Genomic DNA, 17,236 nt, shown 5'->3' with positions numbered 1-17,236 from the left:
CTTCACCACAGCAAGTCGTCGGGGATTTGATACGCGGCGTAAGGATCGTCCTCCGCCGGCAAGTCCTGAGTGGCTTGGTTCAAAACCACGATAGGGCCGGCGTCTCTGGACTGTATTTTTCGGGCGACCTCGGCCGGCACGATCTCGTAGCGATTGTCCACGCGGACAATGCCGGCCCGGCCGTTCACCAGAGCCGTCCGCACTTTGTCGGAGACATACACCGACTTCACCTTGCCGTCGTCGGTAAAGTTGTACGCCACGCCGTCCGCTTGTTGAGCGATACGGTTCATTTCGACGATTTGTCTGATCTGGGCGGCCAGCGCTTTTTGTTCTTCGGCCATTTTACGTTGGCGGTTCAGTTCCCGATCGCGCTCGATTTGCTGTTGCCGTTGCTGTTCGGCGCTCAGCTTGATCTCGTCGACGATTTCCACGCCGTTGTTGCGTTTCAGTTTGTCTTGCTTGCGTTTCTCGGCCTTCACCTCGCGAGCCTTGGCGTCGTTGGCCAGGCCGGATTTCAGCAGTTGGGCTTGCAGCGGATTGAGTTGCGGTTTTTTCATGGTGTCAGGCGTCTTCGTTAATTAAATCCGGCGGCATCAGGTATCGCTCGCCGTCGCTCGACTCGCCGCGGAAGTTGTCCGGCTAAGTCGGATCGCTTCGATAGGTGTCGCGTTTGTCTATTTTCCGATATACAGCCGATAACAGCCTCCCGGAGATAGGCGTACATCCTAAGTCGCCGGCTTGGTCGAGGGGCAAGCATACCAGACTGTCACCGTCCCAGCAGCTTGCCGCTGGCATAACGCTGCCACCAGGAAATCGGCTTGGTCAACGGAGTCGGGCAGCGATCGTAGCCTTGATATTCGATGCCGCGAAACACGTCGTCGCGCAACCATAGGTAGGCGGCCGGCGCGCTTTGTTGCAAGCGTTCCGGAATCAGTATGTATTGGGCGACCAGTTCCGCCAGTTTTTCCTGGACGTTGCCGTCGTAACGGCCGTCGTTGACCTCGGCCAGAAATTCGAAGGCTTCGAACCATTTCGACGGCCACAGCGCCAATTTGGCGTCGGCGATGATTTTTAGGGTTTGTGCGTCGTTGGAAATCTTGCGGTATTTGTAAAAAAAATACAGGTCGTCCTCGCCGTTCCAAAAATGGAAGTTATCGATGGTATGGGCGATTTCGTGGACCACGATAGGCAATCGAAAATCCACCAGATATTCGACGCCGATGTCGCGGTAGACCGAGCCTTCCTTGCCGTTGTCGAAGGCCTTGACCGTGAATACGATCAGATTCTGGCCGCTGAACACTTGCGCCACCGTTTGCGAACGAAAGCCGATGCCCGGCACCAAAGTCAACGGATGGGTGTGGTCGGCCTGCCAGATGCTGGTGTCGTAATCTTCCTGGTAGGCGTCGCGGATCAAGGCTTGCATCGCCGCCGGCTGATCGGCGATTTCCTGTTCGAGTTTTTCGACCGGTTTGGCCTTGCTGATCGTTTGCCGCAAAAACGCCGGAATCTTACGGACGGCTTTCTCGAAAATCCGCAGATGATCAGCGCTAAATGGTTTGATCAAATAATTGGGATCTTCGGCGTGCTTGACGACGGTCTTGGTGTCGTAAAACAGCGCCAGCGCCCGCCAAGCCGCTTCATGGTCGCCCCAGTACTTCTCCAACACGCATAAGTCGCCGCCGGGCTGGCCGGTGCAAGCCGCGCGGTAGTCGCTTAAATCGTCCAGACGCTCCGGGTTTTTGTGATCGGTCAACACCGCCACAGCTTGGCCGCGCAAATCGGGATGTCCGGCTTCGTAAAACTGGATAACCTCGGCCAGCCGGTCGATCGGCAGGAATTGTTGCTCGCTGGTCGCGCATAGCAACTCGTTACCCTGCGACAGCGTGAAGAAACGGTTTTGAAACAGCGGCTGAGCGGCCAATGCGGCCGTGTGACAGCAACTTAGCCAGAGCAGAATGGGGAGGGTGGTTTTCGGTACGCGGGCCAATCGCTTACTTGTCCAGACCCAGCGAGTCCCAGACTTGCTCCATCGTGCTCAACTCCTTGTAGTTGGCGACCGGCGCGCCGTTGGGATAGTTCATTTGGTACACGCGTTCGGCGTCGGCGGCCAAATCGTCCATGCCGAGTTTCCGGTAGCCGTCCTGCATGATCTGCAGCGCGAACGGTACCGCCGGCGTGCGTTGGAATTCCTTGACGACGTGGTTGGCGCGATTGACCGCGGCGACGTAAGCCTTGCGGCGCATGTAAAAGTCGGCGACGTGAATTTCGTACATCGCCATGTTGTTGCGCAAGGCCACCATCCGCAGTTTGGCGTCATCGACATATTGACTGCTGGGAAAGCGGCGGATCAATTCCTGAAAATTATCGTAGGCATCCTTGGCGTTGCCGGGATCGCGCTGCGACGAATCGGTCGGCAAAAAGCGGTCGATGAAGCCAATCCCCCGGTTATAGTTGATCAGGCCTTTCAGATAATAGGCGTAATCGACATGCGGATTGCGCGGGTGTATCTTGATGAAGCGGTCCGCCGCCGCGATCGCCGCTTCCGGATCGTCGTTCTTGTAATAGGCGTAAGCGACGTTGAGCTGGGCTTGCGCCGCGTAATCGCCGAACGGATAACGGGCTTCCAGTGCCTCGTACAAGGTCACGGCCTTTTGATAATTCTTGTTGTCCAGCGCTTCCTTGGCTTTTTCGTGGAAGGTTTTGTCGTCCCAGCCGGCGTATTCTTCTTCCTGCGATTTATCCTTGTTACTCGAGAAGGCTTCCAGCGTCTCGCAGCCCGGCAGCGAACCGACCAGGGCGGCGACAAAAACGGTTTTTACTAAAAGAAGTCGCATGCGTTTATCAACACGTTGTAATATTGCAGGTTTTTTGCAGCTTTTGGCGGCCTAATGCCGCGAGTATAACTTAAAAACGACTATGACGATATTGACGGCTAGAGTTCCCGAAGAACTGGCGGGTATGCGCTTGGACCAGTGTCTGGCGGAGATTTTTCCGGATTACTCGCGCAGCAAATTGCAAACCTGGATCAAGGCCGGCCGGGTGCTGGTGGACGGCGAGGTGCTGAAGGGGCGGGAAAAGCTGGACGGCGGCGAGGAAGTCGAGCTGGATGCCGAAGCCGAGATCGTCATCGAAGACAACGCCGAAGACATTCCGTTGGACATCGTTCACGAAGACGACTCGTTGCTGATCGTCAACAAACCGGCGGGACTGGTCGTGCATCCGGCGGTCGGCAACTGGAGCGGCACGCTGGTCAATGCCTTGCTGCACCACGAACCGAATCTGGCCGTACTGCCGCGTGCCGGCATCGTGCATCGCATCGACAAGGACACCAGCGGCTTGCTGATGATCGCCAAAACCTTACAAGCCCATAACAGTCTGGTCGAGCAATTGCAGGAACGCAGCATAGAACGCGAATATCTAGCGTTGGTGAAGGGCTGGATGACCGCCGGCGGCACCGTCGACGAACCGATCGGGCGTCATCCTGTCGAGCGCAAGCGCAACGCGGTGCGGCGCGACGGCAAGGAAGCGATCACGCATTACCGTCTCGAGCAACGCTTCAAGCGCCACACGTTGATTCGGGTCAAACTGGAAACCGGCCGCACCCATCAGATTCGGGTACACATGGCGCACATCAATTATCCGTTGGTCGGCGATCAAGTTTACGGCGGCCGCTTCCAAATGCCGGCCGAATGCAATCCGGACTTGGCCGAAGCGCTGCGCCGCTTCAAGCGCCAAGCCTTGCACGCCGCCAAGCTGGGTCTGGAACATCCGGAAACCGGCGATTATTGCGAATGGTCCGTGGCGATGCCGGACGATATGCAAAATCTGCTGAAGCTGTTGGCCGAGAATGAGCTGGATCAAGCCTGATTGGCCGCTGCCCGTCGGCGTACGCGCCGCCGTTACGCTGCGGAGCGGCGGAGTCAGCGTCGGCGGTTTTGCCAGCTTGAATCCTGCCGGTCATGTCGGCGACGATCAGGGCTCGGTCGCCGCGAATCGCGCGATCATCCGCGATATGTTGGCCTTGCCGGCCGAGCCGGTCTGGTTGCAACAGGTTCACGGCGTGACCGTGGTCAAGGCCGATCAAGTCGATGGCGTGCCGGAAGCCGACGCCAGCTTCACCAACCGTGGCGCCACCGTCTGCGCGGTGTTGACCGCCGACTGCCTGCCGGTGTTATTTTGCGGCGACGGCGGACGGGTCATTGCCGCCGCCCATGCCGGCTGGCGCGGTCTGCGGGCCGGCGTCGTCAAACAAACGCTGGCGGCGATGGACTGCTCGGACGTCACGGTTTGGCTGGGTCCGGCGATCGGGCCGGCGCATTTCGAGGTCGGCGACGATGTCCGCGACGCTTTTTTAGCTGAAGACAACGGCAGCGCCGTGGCCTTTACCGAATGTGGCACCGGCAAATGGTTGGCGGATATTTACCAACTGGCTCGCCGGCAACTGGCGGCGCTGGGTGTCGGCCGAGTCTACGGCGGCGATTATTGTACCTACGCCGATGCAGGCAGATTTTATTCCTACCGCCGCGACGGCGCCGCGACCGGCCGGATGGCCAGTCTGATTTGGAGAGAAGTTTGAACACGCTGCTGTTGATCGTGATTTTTACCGCCATCGGCGGCGTGCTCAGCGTGTTGGCCGCCAGCGTGTTCTTGCTGTTGCCGGAACGCGCGCGTCAGCAAGTGCTGCCGCACGGCATCAGTTTCGCGATCGGCGCTTTACTGACCGGCGCGTTTTGCGGATTGATTCCGCACGCCTTCGAGGACGTGGCGCGGCAAGACATTGCCGGATTGTCCGCCACCATTCTGGCCGGCATCCTCGGCTTTTTTACGTTGGAAAAGCTGTTGGTGTGGCGCCACTGTCATTCCCATGCCTGCGAAGCGCACGGCGAAGATTCGCACGACCACCACGAACACGGTCATCCGGCCGGCGAAGACCACGGGCGCCGGGTGGCCGGGATGTTCATCATCCTGGGCGACGGCATCCACAATTTCGTCGATGGCGTACTGATAGGCGCGGCGTTTCTGACCGATCCCCAACTGGGCATCGTCACCAGCCTGGCCGTGGCCGCTCATGAAATTCCGCAGGAAGTCGGCGACTTCGCCATCCTGCTGCACAGCGGCTACACCCGCCGCAAAGCCTTGTTCTACAATATGCTCGCCAGCCTGACCACTGTGATCGGCGGGATACTGGCCTATTTCAGCCTGGGCGATCTGCATCACATCCTGCCGTATTTCCTAACCCTGGCGGCCTCCAGTTTTATCTACATTGCTGTGGCCGATCTGATTCCGTCGCTGCATCGCAAGACCGACAGCAAGGCATCGCTGCAGCAAATCGGCTTCATCCTGGCCGGCGTGGTGTTGATTTTGACGATGCAAAACATCGCTCACCGCTACGAAGCGAAAATAGTCGCCCATCCGCTTGCAACGAGTTCGGAACGCGCGGATTAGAGCCTGATTCAGCGGCTTTATTCCGCCGCGGCCAACGTATATGCGGTGCGGTCCGTTACCCGGCGCAGCACGAAGCTGGAATGCACGCCGCTGACGCCTGGAATGCCGGTGATGCGTTTCAGCAGCAACTCCTGGTAGGCGTCCAAGTCCTTGACCGCGACCTTGAGCTGGTAATCGGCGGCCTGGCCGGTAATCAGCAGGCATTCCATGACTTCCGGGATCTCGGCGACCGCCGCCTCGAAGGTGGCGAATCGCTCCGGGGTATGTCGGTCCATCGAAATCTGGACCAAGACGGTCAGACTCAAGCCCAAGGCCTTCGCGTCCAAAATCGCCCGGTAGCCTAGGATTAGGCCGCCTTCTTCCAGCACCCGCACCCGGCGCAGACACGGCGACGGCGATAGGCCGATGCGGTCGGCCAATTCCTGATTGCTGATCCGGCCATCGCTTTGCAGGATGGTCAATATTTGTCGGCCGTAACGATCCAATTCCATGAAATTTCGCTAATATTTAAAATGACGCAATTAATTTAAATATATAAAAATATTTTGGCAATATTCATTTAAATTTTCGTCAAAGTAAGATTAACAACGCAATCGCCTGCGCGTCGGTTTGGCCTATCGTATCGCCAACCGAAACACAGGAGACCAGCGATGCTAAGCAACCCTTCTTTAAAGTACCGACCCTTCCCGCCGGTAGTCTTGCCGGACCGGCAATGGCCCGACCGCGTCATTACCCGGCCGCCGATTTGGATGAGCACCGATCTGCGCGACGGCAACCAAGCCCTGTTCGAGCCAATGAACGCGGAACGTAAGCTGCGATTGTTCGAGACTTTGTGCGGTATCGGTTTCAAGCAAATCGAAGTGGCGTTCCCGTCGGCGTCGCAGACCGATTTCGACTTCGTCCGCCAACTGATTACCGAAAACCGAATCCCGGACGACGTGACGATAGAAGTGCTCAGTCACGCCCGCGCGCCGCTGTTGCGCCGCACCATCGAAAGCTTGCACGGCGCTCGTAGCGCCATCGTGCATATCGTTAACGCCACCTCACAACCGTTCCGCGAGCTGGTATTGGGCATGAGCAAAGCCCAAGTGCTGACGATGGCGGTAGACGCAGTGCTCTTGGTCAAGGAGTTGACCACCGCACAACCCGGTACCGACTGGCGCTTGCAATACAGCCTGGAAACGTTCACCGCCACCGAGCTGGATTACGCGCTGGCGGTGGCCGACGCCGTTGTCGAAGCCTGGGGCGCGACACCGGATAACAAGATCATTTTGAACCTGCCGTCCTCGGTGGAAGTGGCGACGCCGAACGTCTACGCCGACCAGATCGAATGGATGCACCGCCGCATCGTCCGCCGCGACAGCGTGGTGCTGAGCGTGCATCCGCACAACGACCGAGGTACCGCGGTGGCCGCCGCCGAACTGGCCATGATGGCCGGCGCCGAACGGGTCGAAGGCTGCTTGTTCGGCAACGGCGAGCGTACCGGCAACGTCGACTTGGTGACCTTGGCCTTGAATTTGTACACCCAGGGCATCGCGCCGGGCCTGGATTTTTCCGACATCGACGCCGTCGCGCGTAGTTTCGAAGCTTGTACCGGTTTGACGGTGCCGCCGCGCCAGCCTTACGCCGGCGACTTGGTGTTCACGGCGTTTTCCGGTTCGCATCAGGACGCGATCAACAAGGGCTTTGCCGCGCGAACGGCGGATGCTTACTGGAACGTGCCGTATCTGCCGTTCGATCCGGCCGACGTCGGCCGTGGCTACGACGCGGTGATCCGGGTCAATAGTCAGTCCGGCAAGGGCGGCGTTGCCCATTTACTGGAAAGCCACTACGGCCTGGTGTTGCCGCGCCGGTTGCAGGTGGAATTCGCGCAAGTGGTTCAACGCCAAGCGGATGCGGAAGGCGGCGAAATAGGCCACGCGCAAATCTGGCGTTTGTTCAACGCGACTTATTTGACGGATGGCGGGCCGCTCCGTTACCTCGGCCACCGTTTAGCCGAAATCGATGGTGGCCAGCGAATTGAATTGGAAATGCAATGGCACGGCGCAACCCGCTGCGTGGCCGGCGAAGGCAACGGCCCGTTGGATGCGGGGGTCGCCGCGTTGGCGGCGCTGGATTACGCTGTCACCATCCGCAGTTACGAAGAACGCTCGCTCGGCCCCAGCCGCCACGGCGGCGATGCTCAGGCCTGCGCCTTCGTCGAACTGGCCGGGCCGGACTCGCGCACTGGCTATGGGGTCGGTATCGACAACAACTTGGTCACGGCCTCGCTCAAGGCGCTCGTCAGCTGCATCAATCGTGTGGCCGAATAGCTTGCCAGGCCGGGTGGCGTTCGATTGCCGCCAACGCCCGGGCCAGCAAACTGATGCCCGGCTCGGTCCGGTGCCAGGTCGAGGCGCCGGACGGGTGCGGCAGCGGGATCAGGTCGGCGCCGTGGCCGTAGGCGTCGACCTGAAATTGCTTGCCGATCACCTGGTTGAGCTTATCGGCCTGCAGCCATTGCCGGATCGCTAATTTGCCGACCGGAATAATCAATTGTGGCTGCAATAATTCGATTTCGGCGCGTAGCCACGTCGAGCAATGGTCGATTTCGGCAGGGTTCGGCACCCGGTCGCCGCCGCCGGCCTGTTTGCCGGGGAAGCAGCGGCACACCGCCGCCATGTACACCCGTTGCCGAACCTGCTCTTCGTTTAGGCCCAAGCGGCCGAACCAGCCGAATAAGGTTTTGCCGGCGGTCCAGGCGAACGGTTTGCCGAACTGGCCTTCCTTACCGCCCGGCGCTTGGCCGATCAGCATCACCTTCGACACCACCGGCTGACAACAAACCACCGGGCCGACCATGTCCGGACAGCGCCGGCACGCCAATAAGGCTGCCCTATGCTCGTGCAGCGCGCTCAAGCCAGTTGAAGGTCGATGCCGACCGGACAGTGGTCGGAGCCGGTAATCTCCGGCAGGATGAAAGCACTTTGGATGCCGGGCAGCAACGGCTCGCTGGCCAACAGGTAATCGATCCGCCAACCGATGTTCTTTTCGCGGGCGTTGGCGCGGTAACTCCACCAACTGTAAGCCACTTGGTCAGGATGGAAATGGCGGAAGCTGTCGACCAGACCGCGCGCCAGAATGCCGCCGAAGCCGTCGATCTCGGCCTGGGTGTAGCCGGCCGACTTGTTGTAGTTGGCTTTGGGCCGGGCAATGTCGATGGCTTGGTGGGCGACGTTGAAGTCGCCGCCGACGATGACCGGCTTGCGGCTTTGCAAGTCGGCCAGATAATCGCCGAAGGCACGATCCCAGGTCTGCCGGTATTCCAGCCGGGACAGCCCGTCGCCGGAATTGGGTACGTAGACGTTGACCAAATAAAAGCCTTCGTACTCTGCGGCGATGACCCGGCCTTCCAGGTCGTGCTCGGCTTGGCCGATGTCGCGCAGAATCTGCAATGGCTCCCGTCGGCATAGCAGCGCGACGCCGGAATAGCCCTTGCGTTCGGCCGAGTTGGCGTGAACGTGGTAACCGGCTATGCCGGCCAAGGCTTGGGCGACCTGGTCTTCCTGGGCCTTGGTTTCTTGGAGCAATATGCAATCGGCGTCGATTCGAGCCAGGGTTTCGGCAAAACCTTTGCCTTGCACGGCACGGATGCCGTTGACGTTCCAGGAGACGATTTTCATCGGTAAATAGCCAGGGCGGTTGAAGATCGGCCTATTTTAAGGGCTGTAGCGGGCGGAAGCCAGGCGGAAGTGGCATGGCCTAGCCTAGCCTAGCCTAGCTTCGGCTTGTCGGCGGTCCATCGGTCTCGTCGATTCGGGTTGTGCAACGCGCTTCGTCTGACAATCACGAGGTAGCCAGACTTTTTGTTTCTTCAAGGTGGCGGCATGCGGCATATTGGTCTAATATTAGAAAATATTAATATACAAATATAGCGACACGTTCCTGCCGTTGCATTATTGCAACCAGCGGCTAGTCGTCGGCGACGCGACGCTAGGCAAGCTGTCGGCCTATGTATAGCGTTAGTGTGTCTTATTGTCGCAGGAGGAGGTTTTTGAATGAAATTACGTTAAAAACGTGTGGAAATTCGCCAGTAATCGGCTAACGTTAGTTTAAGGCAGCTTTAGCTGTCCGATTGTCTTCACCCCGCCCGGCGGCAAGTGGAGACCGCTTTATTCCAATCGTTTGGGAACCACGCGGACGCGTCATCCAAAACTCATCATTAGACGTGGATTCCGTCGCGATTTGACGCGAGACAGCCGCTGTTTCCAGGCCCCGAGACAAGGACCAGATCATGAACATTCCAGCTTATCCATCTCCCGTTCATTGTGATTCGCAACGTAAAACCTCACGGAGATTATTCCCGTCCGCACTGGGTATCGCACTCGGCTGGTTACCGCTAGTCGCGACGACTGCGGAAACCGTCGCCGAACCGGTAATGCCCGGCGAGACCGTGCTCGAACAAGTTATCGTCACCGACAAATTCCCCAGCGTCAAAGCCTTGAGCGCGTCGGAAATGGAAGCCGACATCGTCACCAGCAAGCGCGCCGCGATCAGCGATACCGCCAAACTGTTGGAAGACACGCCCGGCGTCAGTCTGTACGGTGCCGGAGGCGTGTCCAGCCTGCCGGCGATTCACGGCTTGAACGACGACCGGGTCAAGATAGACATCAACGGCATGACCTTGACCGCCGCCTGCGCCAACCACATGAATCCGCCGCTGTCCTACATCGACCGCAGCAATATCGGCAAAATCACGATTCTGACCGGTATCTCGCCGGTCAGTCTCGGCGGCGACAGTTTGGGCGGGACTATCTCGGTTAAAACCCCGGACCCGGTGTTCGCCGAACCGGGTAAGGATATACTGCTGGAAGGGAGTGCCTCGGCGTTTTACCGCAGCAACGGCGACGCGTTCGGCGGCAGCATCGCCGCCGCGGTGGCCAACCAATACGCTCGACTGGAATACACCGGTTCGCACACCGAGAGCATGAATTACAACGACGGTAACGGCAACATCGTCAGTTCCACCGCCTACGAAAACCAAAACCACTCGGCGGCGCTGTCGTTCAAATTCGACAAGCATTTGCTGGTGATACGCGGCGGCCAACAGCATATTCCGTTTCAGGGTTTTCCCAATCAACGGATGGACTTGACCAATAACGACAGCATCTTCGGCAATATCAGCCACAAGGGCGAATTCGACTGGGGCACGCTGGAAAGCCGGTTTTACTACGAAAGCACCCAGCACAGCATGGACATCGGCGAGGACAAGCACAATCACTTCCTGGACGGCTCGGTCTCGGGCGGTACTTTCGCGCCACCCAACGACTACATGCCGATGGAAACCCGTGGCCGCAATCTGGGTTATAAAATCATGGCCGAGATTCCGTTCAACAAGCGCGATACCTTCCGGGTCGGCAACGAATTTCACGGCAATAAAATCAACGATTATTGGCCGGCGGTGCATGGCGATACCGCCATCGCGGCCAACAACAACGATGCCCGTAGCGCTTACTGGATGATGGCGCCGGAAGCGATGTTGAACATTCACAACGGCGTGCGCGACCGAGTCGGTTTTTTCGGCGAATGGGAAGCGCGTTGGGACGATCATTGGAAGAGCTTGCTGGGCTTGCGTTACGACCACACCAACATGAATGCCGAAAACGTCCACCCTTATAATCCCGACCTGTTGAATACCGGGCCGACGTTCTCGATAGACCGGGCCGGCGCGATCACCGCGCTGAACGCCGCGAATGCCTTCAATGCCCGCGACAAGGAGCGCAATTTCGACACCTACGACATCACGGCCCTATTGCAATACACCCACAACGATATGAGCCAGTTCGAATTCGGTTACGCCCGCAAAAACCGGATGCCGAACATGTACGAGCTTTACACTTGGGGGCCGCGCAAAATGGACATGGCAATGATAGGCTGGTTCGGCGACGGCAACGGCTACACCGGCAATCTGAATCTGACCGAGGAAACCGCCCATACCGTCAGCCTGACCGCCGCCTTTCACGAACCGGCCAATAACTTGTGGGAAATCAGCGCCACGCCGTACATCAGCTACGTCAATAACTTTATAGACGCCGACCGCTGCTCCGGCACGCCGGGTACCGCGGCCGGTTGCGGTACGGCCCCGCAAACCGCGACCAATAGCTTCGTCTACCTGAAGTTCGCCAACCACGATGCTCGCTTGTGGGGCGTGGATGTCTCAGGCCGGACCCGCTTGTATAAAGACAATAACGTGGGCGAATTCGCTACTCACACCACGATGAGTTATGTGCGCGGCGAACGCATGGACGGCGGCAATCTCTATCACATCATGCCGTTCAACATGAAGTTGAGCCTGGATCACCGTTTGCAAAGCTGGCAAAGCGCGATCGAAATGCAGTTTGTCGACGGCAAGGACGATGTGCAAGCCATCCGCAACGAAACCACCACGCCGTCCTACATCCTGTTGAACGCCCGCACCGGTTACGAATGGGGCAAGGTCCGCTTCGACATCGGTCTGGATAACGTGCTGGATAAGCAATACTACCAACCGCTGGCCGGCAGCTATTTGGGCGACCGTTACGGCATGAACCCGACCGCCGCATCCAACGTTACCGTGCCGTGGGGCCGCAACGTGGCCGGACTGGGCCGCTCGGCCTACGTCGGAGTTACCATCCGATACTAAGGCCGAAGACACCCCTGTTGTCGTTGCCGTAACAGTTCGAATAGCCCTTCCGGGAGCGATGTCGTGCAGTTAATCCGTTCGCTAAGCGAAGTAGAAGTGAACGGCTGGCTTCGACTCCGCTCAGCCAGCGGCTTATGGTTGAGCCAGCGGCTTATGGTTGAGCCAGCGGCTTGCGGTTCAGCCTGCCGCTGGCGTTGGCTGGAACCGCGCTTAATTTAACGGCATTGCCTCCGGATCAAGGACCTATCGCTCCTCGACACCTTTCCGGAGCGTTCTTGCGTAACCTGCACGGGTGGGGCGAGGGTAGCGAAAACCCGGTCTTGCCCTACGGCCTGCATTGATGCCGGCTCCCGCGACTTTCACCAGAGGGCTTAAATCCTGCCGAGCCAACCGGTATACTGGCGGCCACTCCGGCAATCTGGGATGACCCGCAAATGACACCCGTAAAAGCATTGATTTTGTCCAGCCTGACCGCCTGCCTGTTGGCAGCCTGTTCGTTCTCCGACAGTTCGAAAAGCTCGTCGGACAGCTCCGGCAGCGTATCCGATATGGCGTCCAGCCCGATCAGCTCCAGTTCCGACTCGTCTCGCACCGACCAGGAAAAGTTCGAAGACTCGGTCGCCGACTACACCGCCGAATTCGTGGTCGGCTCGTCCGGCTCGCTGGATACCTTCCGCGCCCACGTCGGCGAACTGGCCGACAAATACGGCATCAGCAACTGGGAAGCCGACCGTCATAGTTATCTGGGCATAGGCCGCGGCTTGAAAAAAGCCGATCTCGGCAAGCCGCAAATCTCCGCCTTCACCGAAAGCCTGAGCGGCAAGGACCCGATGAAGAAACAGGCGATCGAAGACGGGCTGAAAAAATAAATCGCCGCGACGTTGGCTTAAGACGCCGCCGAAGCTGGGCGGCGGCATTGATCTGCCTGGCAATCACCGCGCCGGCGCCGGCCCGCGAGTTCGAGTTTCTGTACATCGAAGCCAACGAAGGCAGCGCCAGCGGCGGTCACGCCGCGATTCGCCTGGACGACGCGGTCTATCACTTTCAGCATGTCGAACCGGGCTGGCTGCGCCTGTACCGCGACGATTTCGCCGCCTTCCGTTTTGCCTACGGCTTTCAGGAAAACCGCGCGATTTACCGCCACCACATCCCCGTATCCGAGGTGTTTTTCCAGGGCTTGCAACAAGCCTTCAACCGCACGCAATTGATACAGACTCAGCATTTCGACCGCTTGCGCGCGCTGGCGGCCGACCGCGATTTGCTGCAAGGATTGCTCGAACCGGAGGAGGTCCGGCCGAGTTTGGCGTTGAAGGCCTTGGGCTATTTTCTGGAACGCTACCGCCCAGCCCAAGCGATGCCGGCGGATCGGCCCAGTCCGCGTCTGGCCGAGTTGCGGCAACTCGCGGCGGACCGTTACGGCGCGGACTTTTTAACGGCTCAGCGGCGGCGGATTCGCGAACAACTGCATGCACTGACGCCGGCCCGTCCCGCGCAAAATCCGCCGATCTCCGCCGAGCACTTCGAAGTCGGCGAACTGAGTTTCGGGCAACGTTACGAACACCAACTGCTGAATCTGGCCGCGCTCGACGTGTTGCAAGCCGGCCTGTCGCCGCGCCCGGAGACGCTGTTGCAAGCGCGTTTGCCCGAGCTGGCCTTAAACCCGGCGCAAATTCGGACCTTGGCGAGCTTTCGGGAAAACTTGATCGCCGATCTGTTGACCTTGCTCGACAGCCGGCGGCCGGATTGGGGCTATCCGCTGCTGGTCGGCATGGCCAGACTGCACGCGCTGGATGCCAGCATCGCGTCCGGCGAACTGACCGTGTTGGATCGCAGCCTTCAACGGGAATCCGCGCCGGCCTTGGCCGAAGCGGATTTACCGGCCGCGTTGCAATACGGCCGGGCCTTGCTCGCCGCCGCCAGCCGCCGTTTGACGGACGGCGAGGCGCTGGACGAACGCGGTTACGCCGAAATCGAACGCGGCGCCACCGCGCTGCTGCAAGTCGCGGAGCCGCTGCGGCAAACACCGCCCAAACCGTTGGCGGTACTGACAGCCACGCCGGCCAAGCCCGCCGCCGCCGAATTGCTGAGCTTGCCGCTGGCAACGGAGCAGCTGGCGGCCGAGCTGGCGCTGGCTGAACGGCGCCTGAACCAATACCGCGCGCAATTGACCGAGTTGTACCGTTACGACCTGCTCGGCCGTAATTGCGTGACCGAGCTGTTTCGGGTGCTCAACGCCACGGTCGGCCGAACCGGCGGCGCGAGATCGGCCGAGGCGCTGGCCGATGCCTCGCGGGCGCTGCTCGGCGGCTATCTGGACGACAGCGGCGCCAACCGGATTCCGTTCGCGGCTTACGACAGCGTTGGCGCCCATTATCGGGTGCTTGCCAGCGAGCGCCTGCCGCCGTATCGCGAACGCCAACTGAACCGCCAATACCAAACCGAGCTGGCCTGGCGGGTGGCGTTACGCGAATCCAATGCGCTGACTTCAACGACCTACGCTTGGCACCGCGACGATGCGGCCTTCGTGTTTTTCACCCAGGATGCGGTCTGGCCCCGGCCGTTGCAGGCCGGCTTCAATCTGGCCGCCGCCGGCGGACAGGTGGCGGTTGGCTTGTTGAGCTGGCCCTGGGACAGCGGCCGAAATCTGCGCAACGGCCTCAAAGGCGCCGCCGTCAGTCTGCCCGAACTGGTGTTTTTCAACATCCGCAAAGGCTCGTTTCCCGGTTTGTTACCGGACGCCGATGCGCTCGCCGACGCGGCGGCGGAGTGAGTGGATCAGCCTAGAAAACTCAGTTGAGCATTCCAAACCCCGTTCCGAGCCCAGTCGATGGGTGGGCGGGAGTTGGAATGCTCGCCAAATGGGTGAGGATTTAAATCCGTTCGTGCTTCGACGAGCTCGGCACGAACGGATTGACGCGTTCGAACGGTTTTTTTAGGACCAGCCGTTCGCCTAGCCTAGGTTTACGTCGAACGGCTGCTTAGGCTCGTTATTGACAACTGCCGTCATAGGCGCACGAGATATAACACTCGGCCGGCGTGCCCAGGCTGGTGTAGTCCGACACCCCGTCGATCGTGCACTCCACGCCGTATATCCAGCCGTTAGCCCCATCGATATACACCTCGCCGCCGTCGTTTTGGCAACGGGTCGCGACATACTTGGCGGCGCGAGCCAGATTGTAATCGGCGGAATCGCGGCAACCGGGTAACCAAGAAGCGCCACCGTCCCCCCAGCCGCCAAAACCGCCGCCACCTCCGCCGCCCCAGCCACCGAAATCACCACCGCCGCTGCTCCAGCCGCCAAAGTCTCCGCCGCCGTCGCAGCTAGCGAATTCCGGCGCACACCAACCATTGCTTTCCATGGCCATGCCCACCGGACTAATCAAGAGTAAGGACAATATTCCGCCTATTAATCTGTTCATCGTGATACCTCGTCAAAAGCAAAGTTTGGGTTTTCAGGGCGTGATGAGCGTTGCATCGCGTCGGTAAGATTCGAGCAACGGAAACTAAACTCGCCAACGCGACGGCCTAGCCTCGCAACTTAGGGTATAAGCCCAAGTCCCGCGTTGTCTGTGAAGTATTCACTCGATCGGCCGTTGCGGTGGGCGATGTCTGGATTTTGGCCGAGCGAGCGCTGCCGTAAACCTCTCCGTAGTCTGTTAAAAAAGCGCGGAGGAGGTTGAGCATAGGCAGGGCTGTAAACCGATCGGGCTGGCTAGACTTGAGCTAGAATGCGGCCCATTCGAATCCAGGAAATTTCAGCGTCATGGCCACCGACACCCCTCCCAAACGTTTTCGCATCGCCTTTTCGTTTGCCGGCGAAAAGCGACCTTTCGTTGAACAGACCGCGCGGATCTTGGCGGAGAGGTTTGGCGAAGAGAAAATCCTGTATGACGAATATCATGAGGAAGAATTTAGTCGGGCAAGACTCGGGCGCTATCTACCTAGGTTTTATCACGATGAGTCTGATTTGGTCGTTGTTGTTCTTTGCCAAGATTATTTACAGAAAGAATGGCCGGGATTGGAATGGGACGCCATATTCGATCTGATAAAGAATCGCCGTGACGACGACGTTATGTTGACTCGGTTTGACCGCGCGGAAATTGCCGAACTGTACGATGCGGGTTACACAGAGCTTGATGATAAGTCACCCGAGCAATTCGCCACTAAGATTTTAAGACGTTTGGCGCTCAACGAAGGCAAGCCCAAAGATCATTACACCAAAGACCTAAATTTCCAGGCAGCATCAGAAGTCGCTCCAACGCCGTCTCCAACCGTCTGCGCTCATGACGCGACAACCCTTAAAAAGTTGGAAACTAAAGAAGCAGAATCTTTCGTCCAGAGTATTCAGAAATTCCTTCCCCAATATTTTTCGAGCGTTCCAACCCTTCGAAAACCGGCGGATTTAATTCGGTTCTTTTGTGCAAGTCGTAGCGGGGAGGACGAAATCGGCGAGCTCTTCTTTGTGGTTCGGGAGGCGTTACGGGAACAACCGCCAACTCTGAACAGAACAGCGGCGGAAGAGGCGGCTGCTTTGCTTTACTGTATCGCGGCGCGTCAAGCGGTGGATGCGGTAGTCGCCAAGGCAAATATGGAACGTCTGGGTGCCGAGGTCATTGAGGTTCCGTATGATCAGAACATCGTGTGCGCGGTCATCGTCAATGCGCTGTTCGGCGGGACGCTAATTCTGAAGGCGCCGGACCCTGCCGATATTCCAAGCTTACCAAGACCGGAATGGGTGCTCGACACCGACGCCTTACCCAATGGCGAGAACCTGACTGGATCGCTGGAATGCGCGGTATTTAACGCACTATTCAAAAACTCCAAACTCAGCCCTCAACTGTGTTTGGATTCTGATGGCCTGACTGATCAACAAAAGGCTTTGTTAAAAAACCGAATAAAAGACATCAAAAAACGGAACTTGAGCCTTGCCCTGGTGGTGCGCGGCTCGCCGCCATCCGGCGTCGCTGTTGAGGTTTCTAAGAATTACAGTTTGCCTTTATTCTTACCGTCCAAAGAAATCTGCAATGAAATACTGGCAATGGATGCCAACACGCTGATCGCGCATATATTCGAATTATGGGAACTGATGGAAAACATCTAGCCCGACCTACAAGCGATAGGAAATTGTAA

The 17,236-nt window shown here is 58.7% G+C and carries 15 protein-coding genes; 8 read left to right on the top strand and 7 right to left on the bottom strand.

Going from position 1 to position 17,236, the window contains the following annotated elements; translation table 11 throughout:
• Window positions 1–2: 2 nt before the first annotated feature.
• From BJL95_RS14845 to BJL95_RS14835, 3 genes are all read right to left on the bottom strand, one after another.
• The gene (locus tag BJL95_RS14845; RefSeq protein WP_071159014.1) at window positions 3–557 is read right to left on the bottom strand and encodes a DUF2058 domain-containing protein; all 555 of its coding nucleotides are present in this window, start codon (window positions 555–557) and stop codon (window positions 3–5) included.
• A gap of 209 nt (window positions 558–766) precedes the next feature.
• Window positions 767–1,987 (bottom strand): hypothetical protein, encoded by a 1,221-nt coding sequence (locus BJL95_RS14840; protein ID WP_254786810.1) that lies wholly within the window; start codon window positions 1,985–1,987, stop codon window positions 767–769.
• Between the two features lie 4 nt (window positions 1,988–1,991).
• Window positions 1,992–2,834: an outer membrane protein assembly factor BamD gene (locus BJL95_RS14835; RefSeq protein WP_071159012.1), complete on the bottom strand. Its 843-nt coding sequence runs from the start codon at window positions 2,832–2,834 to the stop codon at window positions 1,992–1,994.
• 82 nt (window positions 2,835–2,916) lie between these two features.
• Here BJL95_RS14835 and rluD point away from each other — a divergent pair, with 82 nt between their 5' ends.
• The 3 genes from rluD to BJL95_RS14820 are packed head-to-tail and all read left to right on the top strand — an operon-like array spanning window position 2,917 to window position 5,445.
• Window positions 2,917–3,867, top strand: a complete 951-nt coding sequence (gene rluD / locus BJL95_RS14830) for a 23S rRNA pseudouridine(1911/1915/1917) synthase RluD (RefSeq protein WP_071159010.1) — start codon at window positions 2,917–2,919, stop codon at window positions 3,865–3,867.
• Complete coding sequence (gene pgeF / locus BJL95_RS14825; protein ID WP_071159008.1) at window positions 3,848–4,576, top strand: peptidoglycan editing factor PgeF; 729 nt, start codon at window positions 3,848–3,850, stop codon at window positions 4,574–4,576. Before rluD ends, pgeF begins: the two co-directional genes overlap by 20 nt.
• Complete coding sequence (locus tag BJL95_RS14820) at window positions 4,573–5,445, top strand: ZIP family metal transporter (RefSeq protein ID WP_064030968.1); 873 nt, start codon at window positions 4,573–4,575, stop codon at window positions 5,443–5,445. Before pgeF ends, BJL95_RS14820 begins: the two co-directional genes overlap by 4 nt.
• Window positions 5,446–5,462: 17 nt before the next feature.
• On the opposite strand, the gene BJL95_RS14815 is transcribed toward BJL95_RS14820, so the two are convergent.
• Window positions 5,463–5,936, bottom strand: a complete 474-nt coding sequence (locus BJL95_RS14815; protein ID WP_071159006.1) for an Lrp/AsnC family transcriptional regulator — start codon at window positions 5,934–5,936, stop codon at window positions 5,463–5,465.
• Window positions 5,937–6,095: 159 nt separating this feature from the next.
• On the opposite strand from BJL95_RS14815, the gene leuA reads away from it, so the two are divergent.
• The gene (gene leuA, locus BJL95_RS14810) at window positions 6,096–7,757 is read left to right on the top strand and encodes a 2-isopropylmalate synthase (RefSeq protein ID WP_071159004.1); all 1,662 of its coding nucleotides are present in this window, start codon (window positions 6,096–6,098) and stop codon (window positions 7,755–7,757) included.
• Here the strand turns inward: leuA and BJL95_RS14805 are convergent.
• Window positions 7,738–8,286 carry a uracil-DNA glycosylase family protein gene (locus BJL95_RS14805; RefSeq protein WP_071159002.1) on the bottom strand — a complete coding sequence of 183 codons (549 nt, stop codon included), beginning with the start codon at window positions 8,284–8,286 and terminating at the stop codon, window positions 7,738–7,740. The genes leuA and BJL95_RS14805 overlap by 20 nt on opposite strands.
• 53 nt (window positions 8,287–8,339) lie before the next feature.
• A complete protein-coding gene (locus tag BJL95_RS14800; RefSeq protein ID WP_071159000.1) occupies window positions 8,340–9,107 on the bottom strand; it encodes an exodeoxyribonuclease III in 768 nt (255 codons plus the stop codon).
• Window positions 9,108–9,718: 611 nt separating this feature from the next.
• Between BJL95_RS14800 and BJL95_RS14795 the strand changes: the two genes are divergently transcribed.
• The 3 genes from BJL95_RS14795 to BJL95_RS14785 all read left to right on the top strand — a co-directional run bounded on the left by BJL95_RS14795 (window position 9,719) and on the right by BJL95_RS14785 (window position 14,876).
• On the top strand, window positions 9,719–12,106 hold the full coding sequence (locus BJL95_RS14795; RefSeq protein ID WP_071158998.1) for a TonB-dependent siderophore receptor: 2,388 nt from the start codon (window positions 9,719–9,721) through the stop codon (window positions 12,104–12,106).
• 434 nt (window positions 12,107–12,540) lie between these two features.
• Complete coding sequence (locus tag BJL95_RS14790; protein ID WP_071158997.1) at window positions 12,541–12,975, top strand: putative lipoprotein; 435 nt, start codon at window positions 12,541–12,543, stop codon at window positions 12,973–12,975.
• 47 nt (window positions 12,976–13,022) lie between these two features.
• On the top strand, window positions 13,023–14,876 hold the full coding sequence (locus BJL95_RS14785) for a hypothetical protein (RefSeq protein ID WP_071158995.1): 1,854 nt from the start codon (window positions 13,023–13,025) through the stop codon (window positions 14,874–14,876).
• Window positions 14,877–15,093: 217 nt separating this feature from the next.
• Here the strand turns inward: BJL95_RS14785 and BJL95_RS25215 are convergent, their stop codons facing one another.
• Window positions 15,094–15,525 (bottom strand): hypothetical protein, encoded by a 432-nt coding sequence (locus tag BJL95_RS25215; protein WP_175463723.1) that lies wholly within the window; start codon window positions 15,523–15,525, stop codon window positions 15,094–15,096.
• Between the two features lie 344 nt (window positions 15,526–15,869).
• Between BJL95_RS25215 and BJL95_RS14775 the strand changes: the two genes are divergently transcribed.
• The gene (locus tag BJL95_RS14775; protein ID WP_071158991.1) at window positions 15,870–17,207 is read left to right on the top strand and encodes a TIR domain-containing protein; all 1,338 of its coding nucleotides are present in this window, start codon (window positions 15,870–15,872) and stop codon (window positions 17,205–17,207) included.
• Window positions 17,208–17,236: the final 29 nt, after the last annotated feature.

This window comes from Methylomonas sp. LWB (genome assembly GCF_001856095.1).
Taxonomy (GTDB): domain Bacteria; phylum Pseudomonadota; class Gammaproteobacteria; order Methylococcales; family Methylomonadaceae; genus Methylomonas; species Methylomonas koyamae_A.
The sequence above is the reverse complement of the archived record's forward strand: the minus strand, read 5'-3'. Positions and strand labels throughout refer to the sequence as shown.